Consider the following 23,670-nt stretch of genomic DNA (forward strand, 5'->3'; position numbering starts at 1 on the left):
CTTGATCCGCCCAGTGTGCGCGCCACCGATCTGCTTTTCAAATATATTATTCTCGATAAATCAATACGTATTGAATATCAATGATCGAGCTCAGAAGCCTGCGCCAGTTCGTGGCCGTCGCCGAGGAACTGCATTTCGGCCGCGCGGCGGCGCGTCTGCACATGACCCAGCCGCCGCTGACGCAGGCGATCCAGAAGCTCGAGCAGGCGCTGGGCGCGCCGCTGTTCGAGCGCAGCAGCCGCTCGGTCCTGCTCAGTGTGGCCGGCGCCGCCCTGCTGGCGCCGGCGCGCGCGCTGCTGGCCGAAGCCGAGCAGCTGGCGCCGCTGGTGCAGGCGGCGGCGCGCGGCCAGAGCGGAAGGCTGCGGCTGGGCTTCGTCTCCACGGTCGGCTATGGCGATCTGCCGCGCTGGCTGCGGCGCTTCCGCGAGCGCCAGCCGGACATCGTGCTGAGCCTGCGCGAGGCGACGCTGGACGTGCAGCTGCGCGACTTCGCCAGCAGCGACATCGATGCCGGCTTCATCATCCACGCGCCGGGCGCCTTGCCGCCGGGGCTCGAGGCGCTCAGCATCAGCCGCGAGCCGCTGGTGCTGGCGCACAGCGCCGAGGAGGCGCTGTTGCCCGATGCCGGCCGGGCGCCCGCGCTGGCGGCGCGCCAGGCATTGCAATTGCCGTTGGTCATCTTCCCGCGCGAGATCGCGCCCTCGCTGTTCGATGCGGTGCTGGCCTTCTACCGCGCCCATGGCGCCACGCCGCAGATTGCCCAGGAGGCCATTCAGATGCAGACCATCGTCAACCTCGTCTCGGCCGGCATCGGCGTCGCCTGGGTGCCGGCCAGCGTGATGGGGCTGCAGCGGTCCGGCGTCGTCTACCGGCCGATAGACGGCGCGCCGGTCTGCGAGACCAGCCTGGTCTGGCGGGCCGACGCGGCGCCGGCCGTGCACCGCTTCGTCGAGCATGTGCGGCAGCAATTGCGGGAGGCGGCCGGCGACACAGGGAATTCCCGTATATCCTGAGCGACCGCGGCGCCGGCCGCCGCCTCTCTAGCGAATGATCCGACGATGAATCTGCGCAATCCCGTCCTCTGTCTGGCCCTGCTCCTGGGCGCCGCCGCGGCGCAGGCGCAGATGCTGAAGACGCCGCAATGGGCGGCCTGGGTCGAGGCCGGCAAGAGCGAGGAACTCGAGCGTGCCGCTGAAGCGCGACTGCGCGGCCAGCCCGACGACGCCGAGGCATTGGTGGCCCGCGCGCTGGCGGCCATCGCCGATGGCGATGTCGAGCGGGTGCAGGCGGCCGGCCGCGGCGTGCAGCGCTGCATCGACCAGCAGCCCAAACAGGCCATCTGCTATGCGGCGATGGCGACGGTGCAGGGCGTCGAGATTGTCACCGGCGGCACGATGAAGGCGATCACGCTGGCCAGGCCCATACGCGGCAATCTGCAGCGCGCGCTGGAGCTCGATCCCTTGCTGTTCGAGCCGCGCCAGGCCTTGCTGGAGCTCTACCTTAAGCTGCCGTCCTTTGCCGGCGGTGGCGCCGACAAGGCGCAAGATCTGGTGCAGCAGGCGCGCGCGCGCCAGCCCGAGCATGCCAAGCTGCTGGCCGCGCTGCTGGCCCACCACGACAAGCAGTACGCCGAGATGGAGCGCGGCCTGCAAGGCGTCAAGCCCGGCAACGACCCGACCCTGCACATGGCGCTGCGCGAGGCCTGGTACGAGCTGGGCATGCAGTACGTGTTCGACGGTGACTTCGCCCATGCGAAGGCCATCTTCGAGAACCTCGAGCGCGCCTATCCGCGCCATGCGACCGCGGCCTTCGGCCTGGCACGGCTGGCGGCGGCGCAGCAGCAGTACGAGGAATCGGCACGCCAGTTCGAGCGCGCGCGCGGCCTGATCGGCGCGCCGCGGCTGCCGCTGGACTACCGCCTGGGCCTGATGCTGATCGACAAGGGCGACCGGGAGCAGGCGCGCGTGACGCTGGAGCGCTTCGTCGCCCGCAAGCGCGGCGCGCCCAAGTACCTGGATGATGCGCGCAAGCGCTTGGCCGAACTCGGCTGACCGAGCCCCGCGGCCGCTGGCTATGATGCCGGCCTCGTCGCCTCCCGACCGCCCGACCCATTCGCCAGGACCGCCCGCATGTTGGTGCACCCGCAATTCGATCCCGTCGCCATTCAGCTCGGCCCGCTGGCCGTGCACTGGTACGGGCTGACCTATCTGGCCGCCTTCGGCCTGTTCCTCTGGCTGGCCAATCTGCGCGTGCGCCAGCCGCAGTGGGCGGCCGCCGGCTGGACCCGCCGCGACGTCGACGACATGCTGTTCTTCGGCGTGCTGGGCGTCGTGCTGGGCGGGCGCCTGGGCTATGTGCTGTTCTACAAGCCCGGCTACTACCTGCACAACCTGGGCGAGATCTTCGCCGTCTGGAAGGGCGGCATGGCCTTCCACGGCGGCCTGCTGGGCGTGCTGGTGGCGATGGCGCTGTTCGCCCGGCTGCGCGGCCGCAGCTTCTTCGAGGTGACCGACCTGATCGCGCCCTGCGTGCCGACCGGCCTGGCCGCCGGACGCATCGGCAACTTCATCAACGGCGAGCTGTGGGGCCGCGCCGCCTCGCCCGAGCTGCCTTGGGCGATGGTGTTCCCGCAGGCGCATGATGGCGGCCTGCCGCGCCACCCCTCGCAGCTCTACCAGTTCCTCGGCGAGGGCTTGCTGCTGGCCCTGCTGCTGTGGTTGTACGCCCGCAAGCCGCGCGCGACCGGCCAGGTCTCGGGCCTGTTCCTGGTCGGCTACGGCTTCTTCCGCTTCCTGGCCGAGTTCTTCCGCGAGCCGGACGACTTCCTGGGCCTGCGCGCGCTGAGCCTGAGCCAGGGCCAGTGGCTGTCGCTGCCTATGATCGCCGCCGGCCTCATCATCTGGGCCTGGGCCTCCCGCAAGCAACACTGATCCGCCATGCGCCAAATCTTCTTCGATACCGAAACGACCGGCCTGTCGGCCGAGGGCGGCGACCGCATCCTCGAGATCGGCTGCGTCGAGATGATCAACCGCCAGCTGACCGGCAACCACCTGCATCTGTACATCAACCCGGAGCGCGCCAGCCACGAGGACGCGCTGCGCGTGCACGGCCTGACCGAGGCCTTCCTGGCCGACAAGCCCAAGTTCGCCGAGATCGTCGACCAGTTCATCGACTTTGTGCGCGACGCCGAGCTGGTGATCCACAACGCACCCTTCGACCTCGGCTTCGTCAATGCCGAGATGCGCCGGCTGCAGCGCCCGCCGATCAACGACCTCGTCAGCGGCGTGCGCGACACCCTGCTGATGGCGCGCGATATGTTCCCGGGCAAGAAGAACACGCTCGATGCGCTGTGCTCGCGGCTGGATGTGGACAACTCCAAGCGCGAGCTGCACGGCGCCCATATCGATGCCGAGCTGCTGGCCCAGGTCTACATCAATATGACGCGCGGCCAGGACGCGCTCTTGATGATGGACGAGGCTGGCGACGCCGGTGCAGGCCCCGGCGGCGAGGCCCGCGTCGCGGCGGTCGATCTGAGCGCCTTCCCGCTACCGGTGCTGATGGCCAGCGCCGAAGAGCTGAGCGCGCATGAAAAAGTGCTGGCCGAACTGGACAAGGCCAGCGGCGGCAAGCGCATCTGGGTCGAATCCGCGCCCGGCGCTTGAGTCGACACCGAAAGCCATGGCATAATCGCAGGCTTCGCGAAAGTGATCGATCAGGGCGGTTAGCTCAGGGGTAGAGCATCACATTCACACTGTGGGGGTCGGGGGTTCGAAACCCTCACCGCCCACCAAGACAGCCGTTAAAACAGTAACGGGCGCTCTTGGTGGCACTGATCAAGACATCACGCGAAACCGAATTGCAAAGAATTCGGGCGGTTAGCTCAGGGGTAGAGCACGACATTCACACTGTCGGGGTCGGGGGTTCGAAACCCTCACCGCCCACCAAAACGCAGACGAAGCCCGGCCTATGCCGGGCTTTTTGCTTTTCGATGGTGCCAGCGGGACCTTTCCACGGCGGCGCGCGGCTGCCGCAGAATGCTTCCATGCTCCATCTGCTCAATCTGCTGGCCGCGATCGCCTTGCTGGTCTGGGGGACCTATGTCGTGCGCACCGGCGTGCTGCGCGTCTTCGGCGGCCGGCTGCGCCAGCTGATCGCCGCCAGCGTCGGCACGCGGCCGCGGGCGCTGCTGGCCGGCTTCGGCGTCACCGCGCTGGTGCAGTCCAGCACGGCGACCTGCCTGATCGTCGCTTCCTTTGTCGGCCAGGGCCTGGTGCCGACGGCGGCCGCGCTGGCGCTGATGCTGGGCGCCGATGTCGGCACGGCCGCGATCGCCGTGCTGTTCTCCTTCGACCTGTCCTGGCTGTCGCCGCTGATGATCTTCGGCGGCGTCGTGCTGTTCATCTCGCGCGAGAAGACCACGGCCGGGCGCATCGGCCGCATCGCGATCGGTCTGGGCCTGATCACCCTGGCCCTGCAGCTGATCGTCGCGGCGACCGAACCGCTGACCGACAGCCCGGCGATGCGGGCGCTGCTGCTGGCCCTGCCCAACGAGGTGCTGCTGGACATCGTCGTCGGCGCGCTGCTGACCGTGCTCAGCTACTCGAGCCTGGCCGTCGTGCTGCTGACCGCCAGCCTGGCCGGCGGCGGCCTGCTGCCGACGCCGATGGCGCTGGGCCTGGTGTTGGGCGCCAATCTGGGCAGCGGCCTGCTGGCCCTGCTGTCGACCGCCGGCGCCAGCGTATCGGCGCGGCGCTTGCCGGTCGGCAATCTGCTGTTCAAGCTGGCCGGCTGCCTGATCGCGATCGCGCTGCTGCCGGCGATCGCGCGCGAGCTGCGCGCCGGCTTCGAGGCGCCCGCGCAGCAGGTGGTCGCCTTCCACCTGGGCTTCAATCTGCTGACGGCGCTGGCCTTCATCGCCTTCACCGGCCCGCTGGCGCGACGGCTGGAGCTGCTGATGCGCACGCCGCCGCCGCCGGCCTCCAGCCGGCCGCGCCATCTGGACCCGATGGCGCTGGAGACGCCCTCGCTGGCGATCTCCTGCGCGGTGCGCGAGGCCCTGCACCAGGCCGATGTGGTGGAGACCATGTTGCGCGGCATCCTGCCGGTGATCCGCAACAACGACTTGGCGCTGGCCGAGGAGCTGCGCCGGCTCGACGACACCGTCGACGAGCTCTATTCGGCGATCAAGTTCTACCTGACCCAGATCTCGCGCGAGTCGCTGTCCGAGCGCGAGGCGCGGCGCTGGACCGACATCGTCTCCTTCACCATCAATATGGAGCAGGTCGGCGACACGATCGAGCGCATCCTGCAGGACGTCGAGGACAAGAAGATCAGGAAGGGCCGCAGCTTCTCGGCCGCCGGCATGGCCGAGATCTGCCATCTGCACGAGCGCCTGCAGGCCAATCTGCGCCTGGCGATGAGCGTCTTTCTCGACGGCCATCGGCGCGATGCCGAGAAGCTGCTGGAGGAGAAGACGCGCTTTCGCGAACTGGTGCGCGACTATGCGGCCAGCCATATCGCCCGGCTGCAGGACAACCGCGCACAAAGCATCGAGACCAGCTCGCTGCACCTGGACCTGATCAGCGATCTCAAGCGCATCAACGGCCATCTTTGCGCGATCGCCTATCCGATCGTGCAGGGCGAGCAGGCGCCGGCCGCGGCGGGGCTCAGCGAACCGGCCGGCTGAGCGCCGCACCGCGGCGGCGCGCTAGGGCGCCGATTCCGGTGCGTAGCGCACGCCTGTGGTGAACGCGCGAGCCGCGGCAGTGCGCACGATACTTGCTGACGCTGCGGCATGACGATGCACGCGCCCAGCTCGACCCTGCAAGCCTATCTGGAGCGCCTGCTGCGCCGCTTCGCCGACCTGGACGGCGGCCGCGTCGCCACCTACATCCCGGAGCTGGCCAAGGCCGACCCGCGCCGCTTCGCCATCGTGCTGGCCACCGTCGACGGCCAGCTCTACGAGGTCGGCGATGCGCGGCTTCCCTTCACCCTGCAGTCGATCTCCAAGCCGCTGGTCTATGGCGCGGCGCTGCAGGACCGCGGACCCGAGCGGGTCGCCCGGGCGATCGGGGTCGAGCCCTCCGGCGACGCCTTCAACTCGATCAGCCTGGAGCCGGGCAGCGGCCGGCCGCGCAATCCGATGATCAATGCCGGCGCCATCGCCGCCGCGGCCCTGCTGCAGGGCGACGACGGCGAGGCGCGGCTGGCGCGCCTGCTGGACGCGCTGTCCGCCTATGCCGGGCGGCCACTCGAGATCGATGCGGCGGTGTTCGAGTCGGAGCGCACGACCGGCCACCGCAACCGCGCGATCGGTCACATGCTGCGCAACTACGGCATCGTCAGCGACGATCCGGAGCCGGCGCTGGAGCTGTACTTCAAGCAATGCTCGGTGCGCGTCGACTGCCGCGACCTGGCGCTGATGGCGGCGACCCTGGCGAATGGCGGCGTCCATCCGCAGACCGGGGTGCGCGCGGTGGCCGCCGAGCACATCGGCCCCATCCTCAGCGTGATGACGACCTGCGGCATGTACGACTTCTCCGGCGAATGGGTCTACCGCGTCGGCCTGCCGGCCAAGAGCGGCGTCGGCGGCGGCATCATGGCCGTGCTGCCGGGGCAGCTGGGCATCGGCGTCTATTCGCCGGCGCTGGACGAGCGCGGCAACAGCGTGCGCGGCGTTGCCGTCTGCGAGGCGCTGTCGCGCGATCTGGGCCTGCATTTCCTGCAGCCGCCGCGGCCGGCGGTGATGGCGCTGCGCGCGCGCTACACGCTGGCCGGCGTGCGCTCCAAGCGTCGGCGCCCGCCCGAGCAGGAGCGCCGGCTCGAGCAGCAGGGCGATCGCGCCATCGTCTACGAGCTGCAGGGCGATCTGCGCTTCGCGACCCTGGAGCCGGTGCTGCGCGACATTGCCGGCGCCGGTGCCGAGCTGCGCTTCGCGGTGCTGGACTTCAAGCGCGTCGGCCATGCCGATGCGGCGGCGGTGCGCATGCTGGAGGGCCTGGTCAACGACTTCGCCGCGCAGGGCCGGCATCTGGTGCTGACGCGGGTGCGCCGCGGCGGCCTGCTGGCCGGCTTCGGCGCCGAGCTCGATCCGCGCAGCGCGCCGGCGGTCAGCTTCCAGCCGCAGCTCGATCTGGGCCTGGAATGGTGCGAGCGCGGCCTGCTCGATGGCGCGGGTGCTGCGGCCGCGCAGCACCCGCGGGAGCTGGCCGAGCAGGGCCTGTGCGCCGGCCTGGCGGCCGAGGACATCGAACATCTGCGCGCGCGGCTGCAGCTGCTGCGCTTCGAGCCGGGCGCGCTGATCGTGCGCCGCGGCGAGCCGGCCGACGGCCTCTATCTGCTGCGCCGGGGCGAGGTCAGCGTCATCATCGAGCTGCCGCAGGGCGGCAGCCGGCGCCTGCAGACCCTGTCGGCCGGCATGAGCTTCGGCGAGCTGACGCTGGTCTCGGGCGGAGCGCGCTCGGCCGATGTGCGCGCCGACACGGCGGTCGAATGCTGGCGGCTCGGCACGGCCGAGTTCGCCGCGCTGCACAGCGAGCGGCCCAGCCTGCTGATCGGCCTCCTGCGCCAGATGCTGCGCGGCAGCAGCGAGACGGTGGTGCGCCTGTCAGGCGAGCTGACGGCGCTCGACGCCTAGCAGGCTGTTGAGAAACTACTGCGGCGCCCCGCAGCGTCGTTGCGCGGTGCTCGGAATCCTCACGTACAGGAAGTACGTTCCGGTTCCTGCGCTCCGGGCGCCTAGCCGCGGGCCGTCCTCGCTACGTTTTTCAACAGCCTGCTAGGACGGTTCCTCAGCGTCCTCGCGCAGCCGGCGCTCGCTGGCGTCCAGGCGCAAGAGCCGTTCCTCGATGAAGTCCTTCTCGACCAGGCTGCGCTGCAGCTGCGCCTGCAGCGCCTCCAGCTGCTGGCGCAACTGGCTCAAGGCCTCGGCATCGAGCGCCTCTTCGCCGGCCTCGCCGCGCGCGCGTTCCGGCTGGCGGCGCTCGCGGGCGGCGCGTTCGCGCAGCGCGGCGACCTCGGCCTGCAGGCGCCTGCGCTGGTTCAGCACGCGGTCGAGCTCGACCTGGTGCAGGCGCCGCCATTCCGCATAGTCCTCGGCGCTGAGGCCGTTCAGCGACTCCAGCGGCCGCAGCCGCTGCAGATCGGGCTCCGGCTCCGCCTCCTCCTGCGGCAGCGAATCGGGCCAGCTGCTCATCGACTCGCCCGGCTCGACGCGCTGCCAGGCGCGCATGCGCTCGGCGCGTTCGAGCAGGCGCTCCAGGCTGCGCGCGACCGCCTTAAGGTCGCGGCCGGCCTCGCGCGTGTCGTTCAGCGCGCGCACGATGAAGTCCTGGCGCCGTTGCTCATGCGTGTTCATGCGCAGATAGGTGGCGACCGAGACGATGATGAAGACCGCGTTGGCGACCAGCACGCCGACGCTGGCAATGCTTTCGATAGCGAGGGCCATCGCTCAGGCCAGCATGAAGCTCAAGCGCCCCTGACCGCCGGTGGCGGGCAGGCGCAGCAGGAAGTCGCTGCGGCCGTGGTTCTGCTGCAGCAGCTGGGCCAGCTTGTCGAAGGGCTGGCTGCTCAGCCGCGCGGCGCTCAGCGCCGGCGCGTCGCTGGGCGTGCGCTTCTTCAGCAGCGGGGTGACCGCGCGCATGAAGCGCGAGGCCTGTTCCACCTGGCGCGCGGCCGGCCGGCCCTGGCGCAGCGCCGCCTGGATTTCGCCCCCGCTGCTGCCGCCGAGAAGGCAGCAGGCCGGCAGGTCCAGGAGGCCCACCGCATAGACGCCCTTGCGGCCGGCGCTGCCGTACAGCGCGATCAGCCGCGTCCCCTGCTGCTGCAGCCATTCGGCGCTACCGCCGCCGTCCTGGCGGTCGAGCTCGAAGCCGCGCATGCCCAGGTGGGCCGACATGCTCTGCTGCAGCTGGGCCAGCGATTCGATCGCCTGGGCGCCAGGCGTTTCCGCCGTCAGCGCCGGCGCGGGGCTGGCGCGGCGCTGCAGGCCCTGGGCCACCGCGCGGCGCAGCGCGCCGTCGTCGAAGGGCTTGTTCAGCACGAACAACGCGCCATTGCTGTGCGCCTGCATCAGGCATTCGCTGGCCGTCTCGGTCGTCACGAAGCCGACCGCGATGTCGGCATGGCCGCTCTGGCGCAGGGTCTGCAGCATCTCGATGCCGGACACGCCGGGCATATGCCAGTCGGCCAGCACCAGATCGGGCCGGAAGCTGTCGATGCGGTCTAGCGCCTCGGTGCCGTCGCAGGCGGTCTCGATGTGCAGCTCGCCCAGCTCCTCGCATTCCAGCGCGCGGCGAATGATGGCGCGGATCGCGCGGCTGTCGTCGACGATCAACACCTTCTTGCGGTCCGCCGTTTCGGCGTCGGCTCTTGCTTTTGTCTCTTCCACGGCGCTCTTCTTCCCTTCGAAGGTATGGCGCTCCCCTGGGCCGGCATGGTGCCGGCGGCGCGGCCGGCGCGGGCCGGTGTTTTCCCCCGGTTTTGGGCGCAAAGCGCGCAAAACTGCGCGCCGGGCGGCTTCGGCTGGGGCGGGCACCGCAAAATCGACGCATGGAGGCAGGCATGGAACGAGTCGATGCGGTGGTGATCGGGGCCGGGGTGGTCGGTCTGGCGGTCGGCCGCGCGCTGGCGCGGCGCGGGCTGGAAACGTTGGTGCTGGAACGCGAGACCGCGATCGGCAGCGGCATCAGCTCGCGCAATAGCGAGGTCATCCATGCCGGGCTCTACTACCCGCAGGGTTCGCTGAAGGCGCGGCTGTGCGTGCGGGGCAGGGCGGCGCTGTATGCGCACTGCGAGTCCCACGGGGTCGCGCACCGGCGCTGCGGCAAGCTGGTGGTCGCCACCGACGCGGCGCAGCTGGAAGGCCTGCGCCGGCTGGCCGAGCGTGCGGCGGCGAATGGCGTCGACGATCTGCGCTGGCTGGAGCGGGCCGAGGCGCAGGCGCTGGAGCCGGCGCTGCGCTGCGAGGCGGCGCTGCTCTCGCCCTCAACCGGCATCGTCGACAGCCATGGCCTGATGCTGTCGCTGCAGGGCGATCTGGAGCATGCCGGCGGCGCGGTCGCGCTGGGCTCGGCGGTGCAGGCGCTGCGCCGCGACGGCGCGGGCTGGCGGCTGGAGGTGGCCAGCGGCGGCGAGACGATGGAGCTGGCCGCCGGTCGGGTCGTCAACGCGGCCGGTCTATGGGCACCGGCCCTGGCCGCGGCGACCGAGGGCCTGGCGGCCGAGCACCGACCGGCCGCGCATTTCAGCAAGGGCTGCTATTTCTCGCTGACCGGCCGCTCGCCGTTCCAGCGTCTGATCTATCCGCTGCCGCAGGATGCCTGGCTGGGCGTGCACCTGACCCTGGACCTGGCGGGCCAGGCGCGCTTCGGGCCCGATGGCCAGTGGCTGAACGGCGTCGACGATCCGGCGCGGCTCGACTACCGGGTCGACCCGGCGCGCGCCGAGGGTTTCTATGCCGATGTGCGGCGCTACTGGCCGGGCCTGCCCGACGGCGCGCTGCAGCCGGCCTATAGCGGCGTGCGGCCGAAGATCCACGGCCCCGGCGAACCGGCGCCGGACTTCCGCATCGACGGCCAGGCCCGCCATGGTCTGCCGGGCCTGGTGAATCTGCTGGGCATCGAGTCGCCGGGCCTGACCAGCTGCCTGGCGATTGCCGACGAGGTGCTGGCTCGGCTGGAAATCTAGGCCGCTGTGACCCAGCGGCCGTCCCGCAGCAGCTGGTGCGGCCGGTAGCCGGCCTTGTAGGCCATCTTCGGGCTCTCCGCGATCCAGTAGCCGAGGTAGAGATGGCTCAGTTTCAGCTCGCGCGTCTGGGCGATCTGCCAGAGCACGTTGTAGGTGCCGTAGCTGGCGCCGGCCTCGGGCTCGTAGAAGGTGTAGACGGCCGACAGGCCGTCGCTGAGGATGTCCAGGATGGACACCATCTTCAGCCGGCCCTCGGCATCGCGGAATTCGACCAGGCGCGAGTTGATCCGGCTTTGCAGCAGGAACTGGCTGTACTGGTCGACGCTGTCATGGTCCATGCCGCCGCCCGAATGGCGGCCCGCCTGGTAGCGCAGATAGAGCTCGTAATGCTCCTGGCTGAAGCCCAGCCGCATCACCCGCGCCTGCAGCGCCTGGTGCTGGCGCAGTGCGCGGCGCTGGCTGCGCGAGGGGCGGAAGTCCTCGACCGGGATGCGCATCGGCACGCAGGCCTTGCAGCTGTCGCAATAGGGCCGGTAGGTGAACAGGCCGGAGCGGCGAAAGCCGGCGGCGACCAGGCCCGAATACGCATCGGCGTGGATCAGATGGCTGGGCGTGGCCACCTGCGAGCGCGCCTGGCGCTGCGGCAGATAGCTGCAGGGATAGGCGGCAGTCGCATAGAACTGCAGCTGGGCCAGCGGAAGCTCTTTCGGATGGGTCACGGCGGCGGCGTATCGGGTTCGGGGGAGGGGCCGTCTTCGAGCCGCTCCCATAGGCTGGGATGATAGGTCCAATCGGCGGGAGCCGGCTGCGCCAGCGCCCGGCGCAGATGCGCCTCGAAGGCGCTGCGCGAGACTTCCGCCGCACCGAGCGAGGCCAGGTGGCGGGTGTTCTGCTGGCAGTCGATCCACGTGATGCCATGCCGCCGGCACAGACAGATCAGCGCGGCCAGCGCGATCTTGGACGCGTCGCTGCGGCGCGCGAACATCGATTCGCCGAAGAACATGCGGCCCAGATTGATGCCGTAAAGCCCGCCGGCCAGTTCGCCGTCGATCCAGGTCTCGATGCTGTGCACCGCGCCGCTGCGCCGCGCCCAGTCCAGATAGGCGCGCTGCATCTCGGGCACGATCCAGGTGCCGTTCTGGCCCTCGCGCGGCGCGGCGGCGCAGGCGGCCAGCACCGTCGACAGGGCGCTGTCGACGCGGATCTCGCAAGTGGGGCTGAGGGCGAAGCGGCGCACCGTCTTGCGCAGCGAGCGCGAGAGCTTGAACTGACGCGTCTGCAGCACCATGCGCGGATCGGGCGTCCACCACAGCGGCGGCTGGCCGGGGCCGTACCAGGGGAAGATGCCGCGCGAGTAGGCGGCCTGCAGCCGCTCGGGCGACAGGTCGCCGCCGGCGGCCAGCAGGCCCGGCGCGTCGGAGTCCGGCCCCAGCGCGCGGCTGCTGGGCGGGAAGTCCAGATTGCTGTCGTCCAGCCAGTCGATCATGGGCAGCGATCGTAGCCGTTCGTGGTAAGTTCCCGGCCCATGATGATCACCGTCTACGGAATTCCGAACTGCGACACGGTCAAGCGGGCGCGCGGCTGGTTCGCCGAGCAGGGCCTCGACTACCGCTTCCACGATTACAAGAAGGACGGCGTGCCGGCCGAGCGGCTGCAACGCTGGATGGCCGAGCTGGGCTGGGAAAAGGTCCTGAACCGCGCCGGCACCACCTGGCGTCGCCTCGATGATGCGACGAAGGCGCAGGTCGTCGATGCCGCCAGCGCCGCAGCGCTGATGCAGGCCCAGGCCAGCGTGATCAAGCGCCCGCTGGTCGAGTGGGCCGACGGCGGCTTCAGCGTCGGCTTCTCGGCCGCTGCCTTTGCCGAGCGCAGCGCCAAGGGGGCTCGCTGATGTTCACCGGCATCGTCCAGGCGGTCGCCGAGGTCGCCACGCTGGCGGACAAGCCCGGCCTGCGCAGCTTCACGCTGCGCTTCCCGGCCGGCTTCTGCGCAGGCCTGGAGATCGGCGCCAGCGTGTCCTGCGATGGCGTCTGCCTGACGGTGACCGCGCTGCGCGGCGCCGACCAGGCCGATTTCGACGTGATGCAGCAGAGCCTGGCGCTGACCACGCTGGCCGAGCTGCGCGCCGGCAGCCGGCTCAATGTCGAGCGCGCGGCGCGCGACGGCGCCGAGATCGGCGGCCATCCGCTGTCCGGCCATATCGATTTCAAGGCGCGGCTGATCGAGATCCGCCGGCCCGAGAACAACCATGTGCTGCGCATCGCGGTCGAGCCGCGCTGGATGCGCTACATCTTCGGCAAGGGCTATATCGCGATCAACGGCGCCAGCCTGACCGTCGCCGAATGCGATCGCCGCGCCGGCTGGTTCGAGGTCTGGCTGATCCCCGAGACCCTGCGCATGACGACCTTCGGCGACAAGGCGGTCGGCGCCGAGCTGAACATCGAGATCGAGCGCTCGACCCAGGTCTTCGTCGACACGGTGCGCGAGGCGATCGACGAGCGGCTCGGGCCGCTGCTGCCAGCGCTGGAGAGGCTGCTGGCCGCCTCGGGCCAGAGCCTGGACGCGCTGGCCGAACCGATCAAGCCCAGGGCCTGATCGCCGGCCTGATCACTGGCCGGGGGGCGGCTGCCAGAGCTCGACCTTGTTGCCCTCCGGGTCGATGACCCAGCCGAACTTGCCGTATTCGGAATCCTCGCCACTCTTGTCCAGCACCTCGCAGCCGGCCGCGCGCAGTTGCTCCAGCAGCCGGGCCAGGTCGGCGACCCGGTAATTGATCATGAACGGCGCCTGGCTGGGGCCGAAGTAGTTATTGTCCAGGCCGCTGACGCTCCAGATCGTCGAACCGCCGCTGGGCTGGCCGGCCGCATCGGTCCAGGGGAAGGCTGCGCCGCCCCAGGGCTGGATATCCAGTCCCAGGTGCCGGGCATACCAGGCGCGCATGGCCTCGGGGTCGCGTGCCTTGAAGAAGATGCCGCCGATGCCGCAGACCTTTTCCATTGTTCGCTCCTTGGAGTGTTTCAAGCCGCCAGCAACTGCCGCAGCACAAAGGGCAGGATGCCGCCGTGCCGGTAGTAGTCGACCTCGATCGCGGTGTCGATGCGCAGGATCAGCGCGACGCTAGCGCGGCTACCGTCGGCACGCTGGATCAGGAGCTGCGCCTCGCGCTGCGGCGTCAGTTCGCCGGCGATGACGATGTCGATCAGCTCGTTGCCGACCAGGCCCAGCGATTCCCAGCTGTCGCCGGGCTTGAACTGCAGCGGCAGCACGCCCATGCCGACCAGGTTGGAGCGGTGGATGCGCTCGAAGCTCCTGGCGATGACGGCCTTGATGCCCAGCAGCAGCGTGCCCTTGGCGGCCCAGTCGCGGCTGGAGCCGGTGCCGTATTCCTCGCCGCCGAAGATGACGGTGGGCACGCCGGCGGCGATGTAGTGCATCGCCGCGTCGTAGATGAACTGCTTCTCGCCCTGCATGGGCCCCGGCTGCTGGTACAGGGTGAGGCCGCCTTCCTCGCGGCCGCCGTCCGCGCGCGGCGGCAGCATCAGGTTCTTGATGCGCACATTGGCGAAGGTGCCGCGCATCATCACCTCGTGGTTGCCGCGCCGCGAGCCATAGCTGTTGAAGTCGGCCTTGCTCACGCCCAGGCTCGCCAGGTACTGGCCGGCCGGCGAGCTGTCCTTGATCGCGCCGGCCGGCGAGATATGGTCGGTGGTGATCGAGTCGCCGAACAGGGCCATGATGCGCGCGCCGCTGACGCCGGCCGCGCTGAAGTGTGGCTGCTGGGTGAAGCTTTCGAAGAAGGGCGGCCGGGCGATATAGCTGCTTTTCGGCCAGTCGTAGACCTGGCCCTGCGTGCCCGCTATCTTCTGCCACAGCGGCCCGGGCTGTGAGGCCACCTGCGCATAGTTGTCGCGGAATGCCTTGGCATCCATCGCATGCTGCATCAGCGCATGCACCTCCTCGCTGCTGGGCCAGACATCGCCCAGATAGATGGGGTGGCCGCCGTGGCCGCGAGCCAGCGGCTGCGTCATCAGGTCGACCATTACATTGCCGGCGATCGCATAGGCGACCACCAGGGGCGGCGAGGCGAGGAAGTTGGCCTTCAGGTTCGGATGGATGCGCGCCTCGAAATTGCGGTTGCCGGACAGCACGGCCGCGCAGACCAGGTCTTCGGCCACGATGGTCTCGTTGATCTCGGGCGCCAGATCGCCGGCATTGCCGATGCAGGTCGTGCAGCCATAGGCGGCGACATGGAAGCCGAGCCGTTCCAGATAGGGCAGCAGGCCGGCCTTTTCCAGATAGCCGGTGACGATGCGCGAGCCCGGCGCCAGCGAGGTCTTGATGTGCGGCGCCACCGTCAGCCCGGCCTCGACCGCCTTCTTGGCCAGCAGGCCCGCCGCCAGCAGCACGCTGGGGTTGGAGGTGTTGGTGCAGGAGGTGATCGCGGCGATCAGCACATCGCCATTGCCGATCTCCAGCCCTGAACCGGTGCGATGGCGCAGCCGCAGCTTTTCGGCCGGCTGGTTGAAGCCATTGGCCGCCTGCGGCTGGCTGTACAGCGCGGCGAAGCGGGCTGACAGATCGGTGATCTCGATGCGGTCCTGCGGGCGCTTGGGGCCCGCCAGCGAGGGTACGACCTGGCCCAGGTCGAGGCGGATGACCGCGCTGTAGTCGATCTCGCCGGCGCGCGGGATGCCGAACAGCTGCTGCGCGCGGAAATAGGCTTCGAAGGCCTCGATCTCTTCCTTCGTGCGGCCGGTACCGCGGAAATAGTCCAGGGTCTTGCCGTCGACCGGGAAGAAGCCCATCGTCGCGCCGTATTCGGGCGCCATGTTCGCGATGGTCGCGCGGTCCGGCACGGCCAGGCTTTCGGTGCCCTCGCCGAAGAATTCGACGAATTTGCCGACCACCTTCTCGCGGCGCAGGATCTCGGTCACCGTCAGCACCAGATCGGTTGCGGTGACGCCCTCGCGCAGGCGGCCGCTCAGCTCGAAGCCGACCACATCGGGGGTCAGGAAATAGACCGGCTGGCCCAGCATGCCCGCCTCGGCCTCGATGCCGCCGACGCCCCAGCCGACGACGCCGATGCCGTTGATCATGGTCGTGTGGCTGTCGGTGCCGACCAGGCTGTCCGGGTAATAGACCTTGGACTGATCGCGATGCACGCCGCGCGCCAGGTACTCTAGATTGACCTGGTGCACGATGCCGAAGCCGGGCGGCACGACCTTGAAGGTGTCGAAGGCCTGCATGCCCCACTTCATGAATTCATAGCGTTCCCGGTTGCGCTCGAACTCGAGCCGCATATTCAGGTCCAGCGCCTTCTTGCTGCCGAAGTGGTCGATCATCACCGAGTGGTCGACGACCAGATCGACCGGCACCAGCGGCTCGATCGCCTTCGGGCTCTTGCCGGCAGCGGCGGCGACATTGCGCATCGCCGCCAGATCGGCCAGCAGCGGCACGCCGGTGAAGTCCTGCAGCACGACGCGCGCGACGACGAAGGGGATCTCCTCGTTGCGCTCGGCGTTCGGCGCCCAGCCGGCCAGCTCGGCCACATGCTCGGGTGTCACCTTCTTGCCATCGCAGTTGCGCAGCACCGATTCCAGCACGATGCGCAGCGAGACCGGCAGTCGAGCGACCTTCGGATAGCGCCGCGCCAGCGCCGGCAGCGAGAAGTAGCGGCCGCGCTGGCCGGCGGCGGTCGTGAACTCGGCCTCGCAGTCGGCGAAGGCATGCAGCAGGGCGGCGGCGGGCTTGGGCATGGACGGGCTCCGATCGGTTTTTTCGGCGGGGATCCCCTGTTGTACCCGAGCGCCGCCGCTTGCACAAAATGCCGGTTATGGGTGTGCCCGAGCGCGCAAAGAAAAAGGCCTCGCCGGCCGAGCCGGGCGAGGCCTCTTGCTTCGAGCGCGAGGGCGCTTAGAAGGTGCCGGTCAGATAGGCCTGCAGGCCGGAGTAACTGGCCTTGAGGGTACCGCCGAAGTTGTTGCGGTCGACGTCGACGCGGGTGCCGAAGCGGTTGTAGCCCAGGCCGACGCCGAAGTTCTTGGCGAACATCCAGGTCGCGCCCAGGCGCAGATCGGACCAGCGGCCATCGTAGCCGTCGATATTGACCTTGAAGAACTGCGCCTGGCCGTCCAGGTACCAGTTGGGCGCCAGCAGCCAGCCGCCGCGCAGGCCGATCACCGGCAGCGGCGCCGGCAGCGAACTGGCCTTGCTGGCGGCCGAGGCCGTGCCGGTCTGGCCATTGGCATCGGTGACGGTGGCCGTGCCCGACAGCTGCAGCGTCGTCTTCGAGTAGTGCAGGCCGAAGCTGGCGGCCAGTTCATAGGTCGGCGTCTTCAGGAAGCCCCACTCGTAGGCCAGCTCCGAGACCTCGAACTTGTACTGCAGATCACTGCGGCTGCCGGCCTTGAAGGTGTAGTCGCCCCACTGGACGTCGTTGTCCAGCACGCGCGAGCGGGTCGTGTCGTTGTTGAAGTACATGAAGCGCAGGTGATGCACCGGCGTGATGCGCCACAGCACGTCGCCGCGGATGCGGGTCGCGTCGTCCGCGCGCCCGTAGTTCTTGTCGAAGTCGATCGTGGGGTTGTTCCTCGACGAGCCGTTCAGGCCGGCGCTGAGGTCCGAGCCGACGACGAAGGCGCCAAGGTTGAAGACCCAGCTGTTGTCGAGCAGCCCTTGCGCGTTCGACTGCGCCTGCGCAGAGCCAGCGATCGAGACGCCGACCAGGCCGCCAAGCAAAGCAGGTACATGTTTGAGCCAAGGCCTAGATCTCATGGACGCTCCTTTGTGTTCTACAAGGTGATCCGGCCCCCTAGATGCCGGGCCGTAAGTCCATTAGACACAGCTGGCCATGTAGGAGCAACCTGACAACGCATATTTTTCAAAAAATGCTACTGGCAGCATAGGGACTGTGGCGCCGATGGCGTATTCCACCCTTCCGAAGCCTTGCCAGCGGTGCCAAAGCTTGCCAAGAATGCCCCACCGCCAGCCGGCGGACATCCCGTTTTTGGAGGGGACCCATGATGACTTCTCGTTTCAGGATCTTGCTCACCACCACCACCCTGTGCCTGGCACCGGTGCTGGCCCTGGCCCAGATGGCCAGCGCGCCGTTCGACGGGCGTCTGAAGAAGATCCACGACAGCAAGACGATTTCGATCGCCTATCGCACCGACGCGCTGCCGTTCTCGTTCGAGGACGCCGACAAGAAGCCGGCCGGCTACACGGTCGATCTGTGCCGCAGCGTGGTCGGCGTGATCGAGCGCCAGCTGGGCGTCGCGCCGCTGCAGGTCAAGTGGGTGCCGGTCACCTCGCAGAACCGCTTCAGCACCGTCGCCAGTGGCCAGGCGGATATGGAATGCGGCGCCAGCACGGTGACCCTGGGTCGGCTGAAGGAGGTCTCGTTTTCCTCGCTGACCTTTGTCGACGGCACCGGCCTGCTGGTGCGCGGCTCCACCGCCGGCAACTCGCTGATCGACCTGGCCAACAAGAAGATCGGCGTGATCGCCGGCACCAGCAACGAGCGGGCGCTGGCCGAGGCGCTGAAGGCCAAGGTCGTGTCGGCCAATGTCGTGGCGCTGAAGTCGCGCGAGGAGGGACTGCAGCAGCTCGAGGCCGGCGCGATCGACGCCTTTGCCGGCGACCGCGTGTTGCTGATCGGCCTGGCGGCCAAGTCGAAGGAGCCGGGCAGCCTGGCGCTGCTGGGCGATGCGCTGTCCTTCGAGCCCTATGCGATCGCGCTGCCGCGCGGCGACTGGGCGATGCAGCAGGCCGTCAACGCGGCCCTGTCGCAGCTGTACCGCAGCAGCACCCTGGGCGAGATCTACGGCCGCTGGTTCGCCTCGCTGGGCCGCCCCAGCCCCATCCTTGAGGTGGCCTACGGGCTGGGCCGCCTGCCCGAGTAGACAGCGTCGCCGAGGCGGCCGGCGCGACGCGTGCCCGCCCGCCCGAGGAGGGTTGCCCAGCGTGACCTCGTTCACGCTTGGGCCGCCCCCGGCGCCCGTCCTGTCACCCAAGGGCAAGGATGTGTCGTGCCGCGATACCTAGGGTTTTCCATAGGCTCCTAGCATCGAAGCACCGATTGCAGGAGTGGCGATGAATCCGACGCGCAAGAGCCTTCTCGAACAGATGCAGCTCCACGAGCTGGAGATCCAGCGCCGCAAGGAGCTGCTGGACTTCACGGCGCGCGATGCACAGCTGCTGCGGGCCTGCCGCGACTTCATCGAGGACGAGGTCGACGAAACGGTCGCGACCTTTTATGCGCACCAGACCGGTGTCGAGGAGATCTCGCTGATCATCGGCGACGTCGACACCTTGACGCGGCTGCGCCAAGCCATGACGCAGTACGTCCGCGACCTGTTCTCGGGCGAGTACGGCGCCGCCTATGTCAACAACCGGCTGCGCATCGGCCTCGTGCACAAGCGCATCGGTGTCGCGCCGAAGTACTACCTGTCGGCGATGCGGGTGCTGAAGAGCCTGCTGATGGACGTGATCGACAAGCGCCTGGGCGAGGATGCGGCCTGCGGCGAGACCAAGCGCGCGCTCGACAAGCTGCTCTACCTGGACAACGAGTTCGTCTTCGACACCTATATCCGCAGCCTGCTGGCCGAGCTGGAGTCGGCGCGCGACCGTGCCGAGCTGCATGCGCTGAAGCTGGAGGAGAAGGTCGCCGAGCGCACCCGCGAGCTCGAGGAACTGGCGCGTAAGGACCCCTTGACGGGATTGTTCAACCAGCGCCACTTCACCGAGGCGCTGACGCGCGAGTTTGCCCGCGCCAGGCGCAAGGCCGAGCCGCTGGCGCTGCTGTACATCGATCTGGACGATTTCAAGTCGATCAATGACCGGGACGGCCATCTGGTCGGCGACGAGGTGCTGAAGCGCGTGGCCACGCTGATCTCCAGCCAATGCCGCAGCTACGACGTCGGCTGCCGCAGCGGCGGCGACGAGTTCTGCATCCTCCTGCCCGGCACCAGTGGCGCCGGCGCCCGCGAACTGGCGCAGCGCATGCTGGACCAGCTGGCGGCGGGCGGCGACCCGACCGCGCTGAGCATCGGCATCGCCGTCGCCGGCCCCGTCCACTGGCCGGCCACCGCCGCCGCGCTGATCGACGCCGCCGACCAGGCCATGTATGCCGCCAAGGGACACGGCGGCTCGCGCCTGCAGATGCACGCCGGCTTCGCGCCGGGCGGCGGCGGGGAGCGCTTGGCGGCGGTGGCTTAGCGCCGAGCTGCAAGGAGACGCCGACCCGACGAGGTCGGGTGATGTCCCTATCGCCAGCACCCCGCGAAGCCGCCGCGTGCTTGCTATACTTCCGAGGCGTCGGGGGGGTAGCTCAGCTGGGAGAGCGCCGCGTTCGCAATGCGGAGGTCGGGAGTTCGATCCTCCTCCTCTCCACCACCAAGCACGAGCCCGTTGATGCCAACGGGCTTTTTGCTTTTTGGCGCGCACACCTCGGGGTTTCCTTAGAGCGGCCGCGGCGCGCGATTGGGGACACTGGCAGCCTTGTCCAGTTTCTCTGCATTCGCAGGTCCGCCCGCCATGACGCCGCGCCACAGCCCCGCCTGGTTCGATGCCCAGTACAACAACCGCGCCCGCGTGGCGGACAGCGCGGCGATTCTCGAGCGCTGGGCCGCGGCCTCGGCGCTGGTGCGGGCCCGGCTGCCGGCGCGGCTCGATCTGGCCTATGGCGAGGCGCCGTCGGAGCGGCTCGATCTCTTCCCCAGCGAACTGCCCAAGGCGCCGGTGCTGGTCTTCATTCACGGTGGCTGGTGGCGGGCGCTGGACAAGGCCGACCATTCCTTCGTCGCCGCGGCCTTCGCCGAGGAGGGCGCGATGGTGGTCGTGCCCAACTATGCGCTGTGTCCGACGGTCGGCATCGAGCGGATCGCCCTGCAGCTGACGCAGGCGCTGGCCTGGGTCTGGCGCCATGCGGCCGAACATGGCGGCGATCCGAACCGCATCGTGCTGGTCGGGCATTCGGCCGGCGCCCACCTGGCGGCCATGCTGAGCGGCTGTGACTGGAAGGCGATCGCGCCGGAGCTGCCGCGCCAGCTGGTCAAGGGTGTGGTCGCGATCTCGGGGCTGTACGATCTGGCGCCGATCCGGCAAACGCCCTTTCTGCAGGGCGATCTGCGCCTGGACGCCGAGGCGGTGCGCCGGCTCAGCCCCATCCACTTTCCGGCGCCCGAAACGCCGCTGTACGCGCTGGTCGGCGGGGCCGAGAGCGAGGAGTTCCTGCGCCAGAACCGGCTGATCCGGCGCGCCTGGGGGCAGCGTGCGGTGCCCATCTGCGAGGAGCTGCCGGGCTGCCACCATTTCGACGTGCTGCACGATCTGAGCGATCCGCAGGGCCGCAGCCACCAGCTGACCCGCCGCCTGCTCGATCTGCGCTGGTATAGCGGCCTGCTATCGGCTGATTGACGCTCTGTATTTGCCCCGGGCTGCTCATTGCGATAGCGTTTGACTGTGCCGGCGCGCTCGCGTTGGCGCCGATCGCTACCGACCATCATCACCATCACTGGAGAGCATCATGGGATTGAAAGGATCGAAGACCGAGCAGAACCTGAAGGACGCGTTTGCCGGCGAGTCGCAGGCGAACCGCCGTTATCTGTATTTCGCGAACAAGGCCGATATCGAGGGCCAGAACGATGTGGCGGCGCTGTTCCGCTCGACCGCCGAGGGCGAGACCGGCCATGCGCATGGCCATCTGGAATTCCTGGAGGCGGTCGGCGATCCGGCCACCGGCCTGCCCATCGGCTCGACCCGCGACAACCTGAAGGCCGCCGTTGCCGGCGAGACGCACGAGTACACCGATATGTACCCGGGCATGGCCAAGACGGCGCGCGACGAGGGCCACGACGAGATCGCCGACTGGTTCGAGACCCTGGCCAAGGCCGAGCGCTCGCATGCCAATCGCTACACCAAGGCGCTCGAGCAGCTGGTGGACTGACGCGGCCCGCGTTCGAGTCGCAAGGCAAGCAAGCGGCGTCTGCGGACGCCGCCTTCACTTCGCAGAGGGAGAAGCGCGGATGAGCAGCAGCAGCGTCAGCAATCGCGAAGGGAATCTGGAAGCGCCGACTCGGCATCCGCTGGACTGGAAGAACCCGGCCTTCTACGACGAGGCCGCCTGCCTGCACGAGATGGAGCGCATCTTCGACATCTGCCATGGCTGCCGCCGCTGCGTGTCGCTGTGCCAGTCCTTCCCGACGCTGTTCGATCTGGTGGACGAGGGGGCGAGCGGCGAACTTGACGGCGTCGACAAGAAGGACTTCTGGAAGGTCGTCGACCAGTGCTATCTGTGCGACCTCTGCTACATGACCAAATGTCCCTATGTGCCGCCGCACCCGTGGAATCTGGATTTCCCTCACACGATGCTGCGCGCCAAGGCGATCAAGTTCAAGAAGGGCGAGGTCGGCGCCGGCGAGAAGTTCCTGGCCTCCACCGATGTGCATGGCCAGTTCGCCGGCATCCCGGTCGTCGTGCAGTTGGTCAATGCGGTCAACAAGACGGCGCTGGCGCGCCAGGCGCTGGACCGGACCCTGGGTGTGCACCCCAAGGCCTGGATGCCCGAGCTGGCCGGCTGGCGCTTTCGCTGGGGCGCGGCCAAGAGCACCGTGCAGGCGGCGACCAATGGCGAGCGCACGCCCGGCCGGGTGGCGGTCTTCTCGACCTGCTATATCAACTACAACGAGCCCGGCATCGGCCATGACCTGCTGAAGGTGCTGGCGCACAACGAGATCCCTTACGTGCTGGTCGAGAAGGAGCAATGCTGCGGCATGCCCAAGCTGGAACTCGGCGACCTGGAGGCGGTCGAGCGGCACAAGAACGCCAACATCCCGGTGCTGGAGAAGTACGCGCGCGAGGGCTACGCGATCCTGTCGGCCATTCCCAGCTGCACGCTGATGTTCAAGCAGGAGCTGCCGCTGATGTTCCCCGGCGACGAGGCGGTGCAGCGGGTGATGGAGGCGATGTGGGACCCCTTCGAGTACCTGATCGCGCGCCACAAGGACGGCCTGCTGAGGACCGATTTCAAGACGGCGCTGGGCAAGGTCAGCTACCACGTGCCCTGCCATGGCCGGGTGCAGAAGATAGGCCGCAAGACCGAGGAGATGTTCCGGCTGATCGGCCAGACGGTCGAGCTGAAGCTGAACACCGTCGAGCGCTGCTCGGGGCATGCCGGCACCTATGGCGTGAAGACGCCCTACCACCCGGTCGCGATGAAGATAGGCCGGCCGGTCTTCAAGGCGATGGCCAGGGACGAGCCGGACGTGATTGCCAGCGACTGCGCGCTGGCCGGCCACCATATCGCCCAGGGCATGGACGAGGCCGGCACGCCGGCGCGCGCGCTGCGCCATCCGCTGAGCCTGCTGCGCCAGGCCTATGGCTTGGGAGACTGAGATGAGCAAGGCCGCCCCCATCACGCCCGACAGCCTGCTGAGCCTGGAGGCCTATGCGCGCCAGCGCAAGGAGCGCAAGCCGCAGATCATCGCGCACCGCCGCCGGCGCAGCGTGCGCCTGGGCGAGCACATCAACCTGCAGTTCGAGGACGAGCAGACGGTGCGCTACCAGATCCAGGAGATGCTGCGCATCGAGAAGATCTTCGAGGAGGAGGGCATCCAGGGGGAGATCGAGGCCTATGCGCCGCTGGTGCCCGACGGCACGAACTGGAAGGCGACCCTGCTGATCGAGTATCCGGACCCGAACGAGCGCCGGCGCGAGCTTTCGCGGCTGATCGGCGTCGAGGACCGCATGTTCGTCGAGGTCGAGGGCCATGCGCGCGTCTACGCGATCGCCGACGAGGACCTGGAGCGCGACAACGAGGAGAAGACCTCGGCCGTGCATTTCGTGCGCTTCGAGTTCACGCCGGCGATGCGCCTGGCCGTGCGCGCCGGCGCCGCCGTCAAGCTCGGCTGCGACCATCCGAACTACCCGGCGCACACCCGCATCGACGAGGACACGCTGGCCTGCCTGGCCGGCGACCTGGCCTGA

General features: G+C 69.0%; 22 protein-coding genes and 3 tRNA genes. 18 read left to right on the top strand and 7 right to left on the bottom strand.

What is annotated here, in order from left to right:
* The first annotated feature begins 80 nt into the window (after window positions 1–80).
* From QWJ38_RS08130 to glsA, 8 genes are all read left to right on the top strand, one after another.
* Window positions 81–1,013 carry a LysR family transcriptional regulator gene (locus QWJ38_RS08130; protein WP_290358552.1) on the top strand — a complete coding sequence of 311 codons (933 nt, stop codon included), beginning with the start codon at window positions 81–83 and terminating at the stop codon, window positions 1,011–1,013.
* 45 nt (window positions 1,014–1,058) lie between these two features.
* A complete protein-coding gene (locus QWJ38_RS08135; protein WP_290358553.1) occupies window positions 1,059–2,051 on the top strand; it encodes a tetratricopeptide repeat protein in 993 nt (330 codons plus the stop codon).
* Between the two features lie 78 nt (window positions 2,052–2,129).
* Complete coding sequence (lgt, locus tag QWJ38_RS08140; protein WP_290358554.1) at window positions 2,130–2,930, top strand: prolipoprotein diacylglyceryl transferase; 801 nt, start codon at window positions 2,130–2,132, stop codon at window positions 2,928–2,930.
* Between the two features lie 6 nt (window positions 2,931–2,936).
* The gene (dnaQ, locus tag QWJ38_RS08145; RefSeq protein ID WP_290358555.1) at window positions 2,937–3,662 is read left to right on the top strand and encodes a DNA polymerase III subunit epsilon; all 726 of its coding nucleotides are present in this window, start codon (window positions 2,937–2,939) and stop codon (window positions 3,660–3,662) included.
* 53 nt (window positions 3,663–3,715) lie between these two features.
* Window positions 3,716–3,790: transfer RNA gene (locus QWJ38_RS08150), tRNA-Val, on the top strand.
* Window positions 3,791–3,869: 79 nt separating this feature from the next.
* Window positions 3,870–3,944: transfer RNA gene (locus tag QWJ38_RS08155), tRNA-Val, on the top strand.
* A 98-nt stretch (window positions 3,945–4,042) separates the two neighbouring features.
* Entirely contained in the window at window positions 4,043–5,686 is a 1,644-nt protein-coding gene (locus tag QWJ38_RS08160) for a Na/Pi cotransporter family protein (RefSeq protein WP_290358556.1), read from the top strand.
* Window positions 5,687–5,794: 108 nt separating this feature from the next.
* Entirely contained in the window at window positions 5,795–7,636 is a 1,842-nt protein-coding gene (gene glsA / locus QWJ38_RS08165; protein ID WP_290358557.1) for a glutaminase A, read from the top strand.
* A gap of 141 nt (window positions 7,637–7,777) precedes the next feature.
* On the opposite strand, the gene QWJ38_RS08170 is transcribed toward glsA, so the two are convergent.
* Window positions 7,778–8,446 carry a hypothetical protein gene (locus QWJ38_RS08170; RefSeq protein ID WP_290358558.1) on the bottom strand — a complete coding sequence of 223 codons (669 nt, stop codon included), beginning with the start codon at window positions 8,444–8,446 and terminating at the stop codon, window positions 7,778–7,780.
* A gap of 3 nt (window positions 8,447–8,449) precedes the next feature.
* Window positions 8,450–9,388: a response regulator gene (locus tag QWJ38_RS08175; RefSeq protein ID WP_290358559.1), complete on the bottom strand. Its 939-nt coding sequence runs from the start codon at window positions 9,386–9,388 to the stop codon at window positions 8,450–8,452.
* A 173-nt stretch (window positions 9,389–9,561) separates the two neighbouring features.
* Here QWJ38_RS08175 and QWJ38_RS08180 point away from each other — a divergent pair, with 173 nt between their 5' ends.
* Window positions 9,562–10,686, top strand: coding sequence for an NAD(P)/FAD-dependent oxidoreductase (locus QWJ38_RS08180; protein ID WP_290358560.1), 1,125 nt, complete (start codon window positions 9,562–9,564; stop codon window positions 10,684–10,686).
* Here the strand turns inward: QWJ38_RS08180 and QWJ38_RS08185 are convergent.
* The gene (locus tag QWJ38_RS08185) at window positions 10,683–11,405 is read right to left on the bottom strand and encodes an arginyltransferase (RefSeq protein WP_290358561.1); all 723 of its coding nucleotides are present in this window, start codon (window positions 11,403–11,405) and stop codon (window positions 10,683–10,685) included. The genes QWJ38_RS08180 and QWJ38_RS08185 overlap by 4 nt on opposite strands.
* Complete coding sequence (aat, locus tag QWJ38_RS08190) at window positions 11,402–12,172, bottom strand: leucyl/phenylalanyl-tRNA--protein transferase (RefSeq protein ID WP_290358562.1); 771 nt, start codon at window positions 12,170–12,172, stop codon at window positions 11,402–11,404. Before aat ends, QWJ38_RS08185 begins: the two co-directional genes overlap by 4 nt.
* 39 nt (window positions 12,173–12,211) lie before the next feature.
* On the opposite strand from aat, the gene QWJ38_RS08195 reads away from it, so the two are divergent.
* Both QWJ38_RS08195 and QWJ38_RS08200 read left to right on the top strand, forming a co-directional pair.
* Window positions 12,212–12,577, top strand: coding sequence for an ArsC family reductase (locus QWJ38_RS08195; protein ID WP_290358563.1), 366 nt, complete (start codon window positions 12,212–12,214; stop codon window positions 12,575–12,577).
* Window positions 12,577–13,281, top strand: coding sequence for a riboflavin synthase subunit alpha (locus QWJ38_RS08200; protein WP_290358564.1), 705 nt, complete (start codon window positions 12,577–12,579; stop codon window positions 13,279–13,281). The genes QWJ38_RS08195 and QWJ38_RS08200 overlap by 1 nt, the downstream gene beginning before the upstream one ends.
* Before the next feature lie 12 nt (window positions 13,282–13,293).
* Here the strand turns inward: QWJ38_RS08200 and QWJ38_RS08205 are convergent, their stop codons facing one another.
* From QWJ38_RS08205 to QWJ38_RS08215, 3 genes are all read right to left on the bottom strand, one after another.
* A complete protein-coding gene (locus tag QWJ38_RS08205; protein WP_290358565.1) occupies window positions 13,294–13,683 on the bottom strand; it encodes a VOC family protein in 390 nt (129 codons plus the stop codon).
* Between the two features lie 20 nt (window positions 13,684–13,703).
* Window positions 13,704–16,442 (bottom strand): aconitate hydratase AcnA, encoded by a 2,739-nt coding sequence (gene acnA / locus QWJ38_RS08210; RefSeq protein WP_290358566.1) that lies wholly within the window; start codon window positions 16,440–16,442, stop codon window positions 13,704–13,706.
* A 157-nt stretch (window positions 16,443–16,599) separates the two neighbouring features.
* The gene (locus QWJ38_RS08215) at window positions 16,600–17,460 is read right to left on the bottom strand and encodes a hypothetical protein (protein ID WP_290358567.1); all 861 of its coding nucleotides are present in this window, start codon (window positions 17,458–17,460) and stop codon (window positions 16,600–16,602) included.
* Between the two features lie 245 nt (window positions 17,461–17,705).
* Between QWJ38_RS08215 and QWJ38_RS08220 the strand changes: the two genes are divergently transcribed.
* From QWJ38_RS08220 to QWJ38_RS08250, 7 genes are all read left to right on the top strand, one after another.
* Window positions 17,706–18,587 carry an amino acid ABC transporter substrate-binding protein gene (locus tag QWJ38_RS08220; protein WP_290358568.1) on the top strand — a complete coding sequence of 294 codons (882 nt, stop codon included), beginning with the start codon at window positions 17,706–17,708 and terminating at the stop codon, window positions 18,585–18,587.
* Between the two features lie 190 nt (window positions 18,588–18,777).
* Window positions 18,778–19,902, top strand: coding sequence for a GGDEF domain-containing protein (locus QWJ38_RS08225; protein ID WP_290358569.1), 1,125 nt, complete (start codon window positions 18,778–18,780; stop codon window positions 19,900–19,902).
* Window positions 19,903–20,003: 101 nt separating this feature from the next.
* Window positions 20,004–20,079 (top strand) — tRNA-Ala (locus QWJ38_RS08230).
* Window positions 20,080–20,220: 141 nt separating this feature from the next.
* Complete coding sequence (locus QWJ38_RS08235) at window positions 20,221–21,102, top strand: alpha/beta hydrolase (RefSeq protein WP_290358570.1); 882 nt, start codon at window positions 20,221–20,223, stop codon at window positions 21,100–21,102.
* Window positions 21,103–21,208: 106 nt separating this feature from the next.
* Complete coding sequence (locus tag QWJ38_RS08240) at window positions 21,209–21,631, top strand: rubrerythrin family protein (protein WP_290358977.1); 423 nt, start codon at window positions 21,209–21,211, stop codon at window positions 21,629–21,631.
* A gap of 79 nt (window positions 21,632–21,710) precedes the next feature.
* A complete protein-coding gene (locus QWJ38_RS08245; RefSeq protein ID WP_290358571.1) occupies window positions 21,711–23,078 on the top strand; it encodes a (Fe-S)-binding protein in 1,368 nt (455 codons plus the stop codon).
* 1 nt (window position 23,079) lies between these two features.
* Window positions 23,080–23,670 (top strand): DUF3501 family protein, encoded by a 591-nt coding sequence (locus QWJ38_RS08250; RefSeq protein WP_290358572.1) that lies wholly within the window; start codon window positions 23,080–23,082, stop codon window positions 23,668–23,670.

This window comes from Roseateles violae, assembly GCF_030410485.1.
GTDB classification, from domain to species: domain Bacteria; phylum Pseudomonadota; class Gammaproteobacteria; order Burkholderiales; family Burkholderiaceae_C; genus Roseateles_D; species Roseateles_D violae.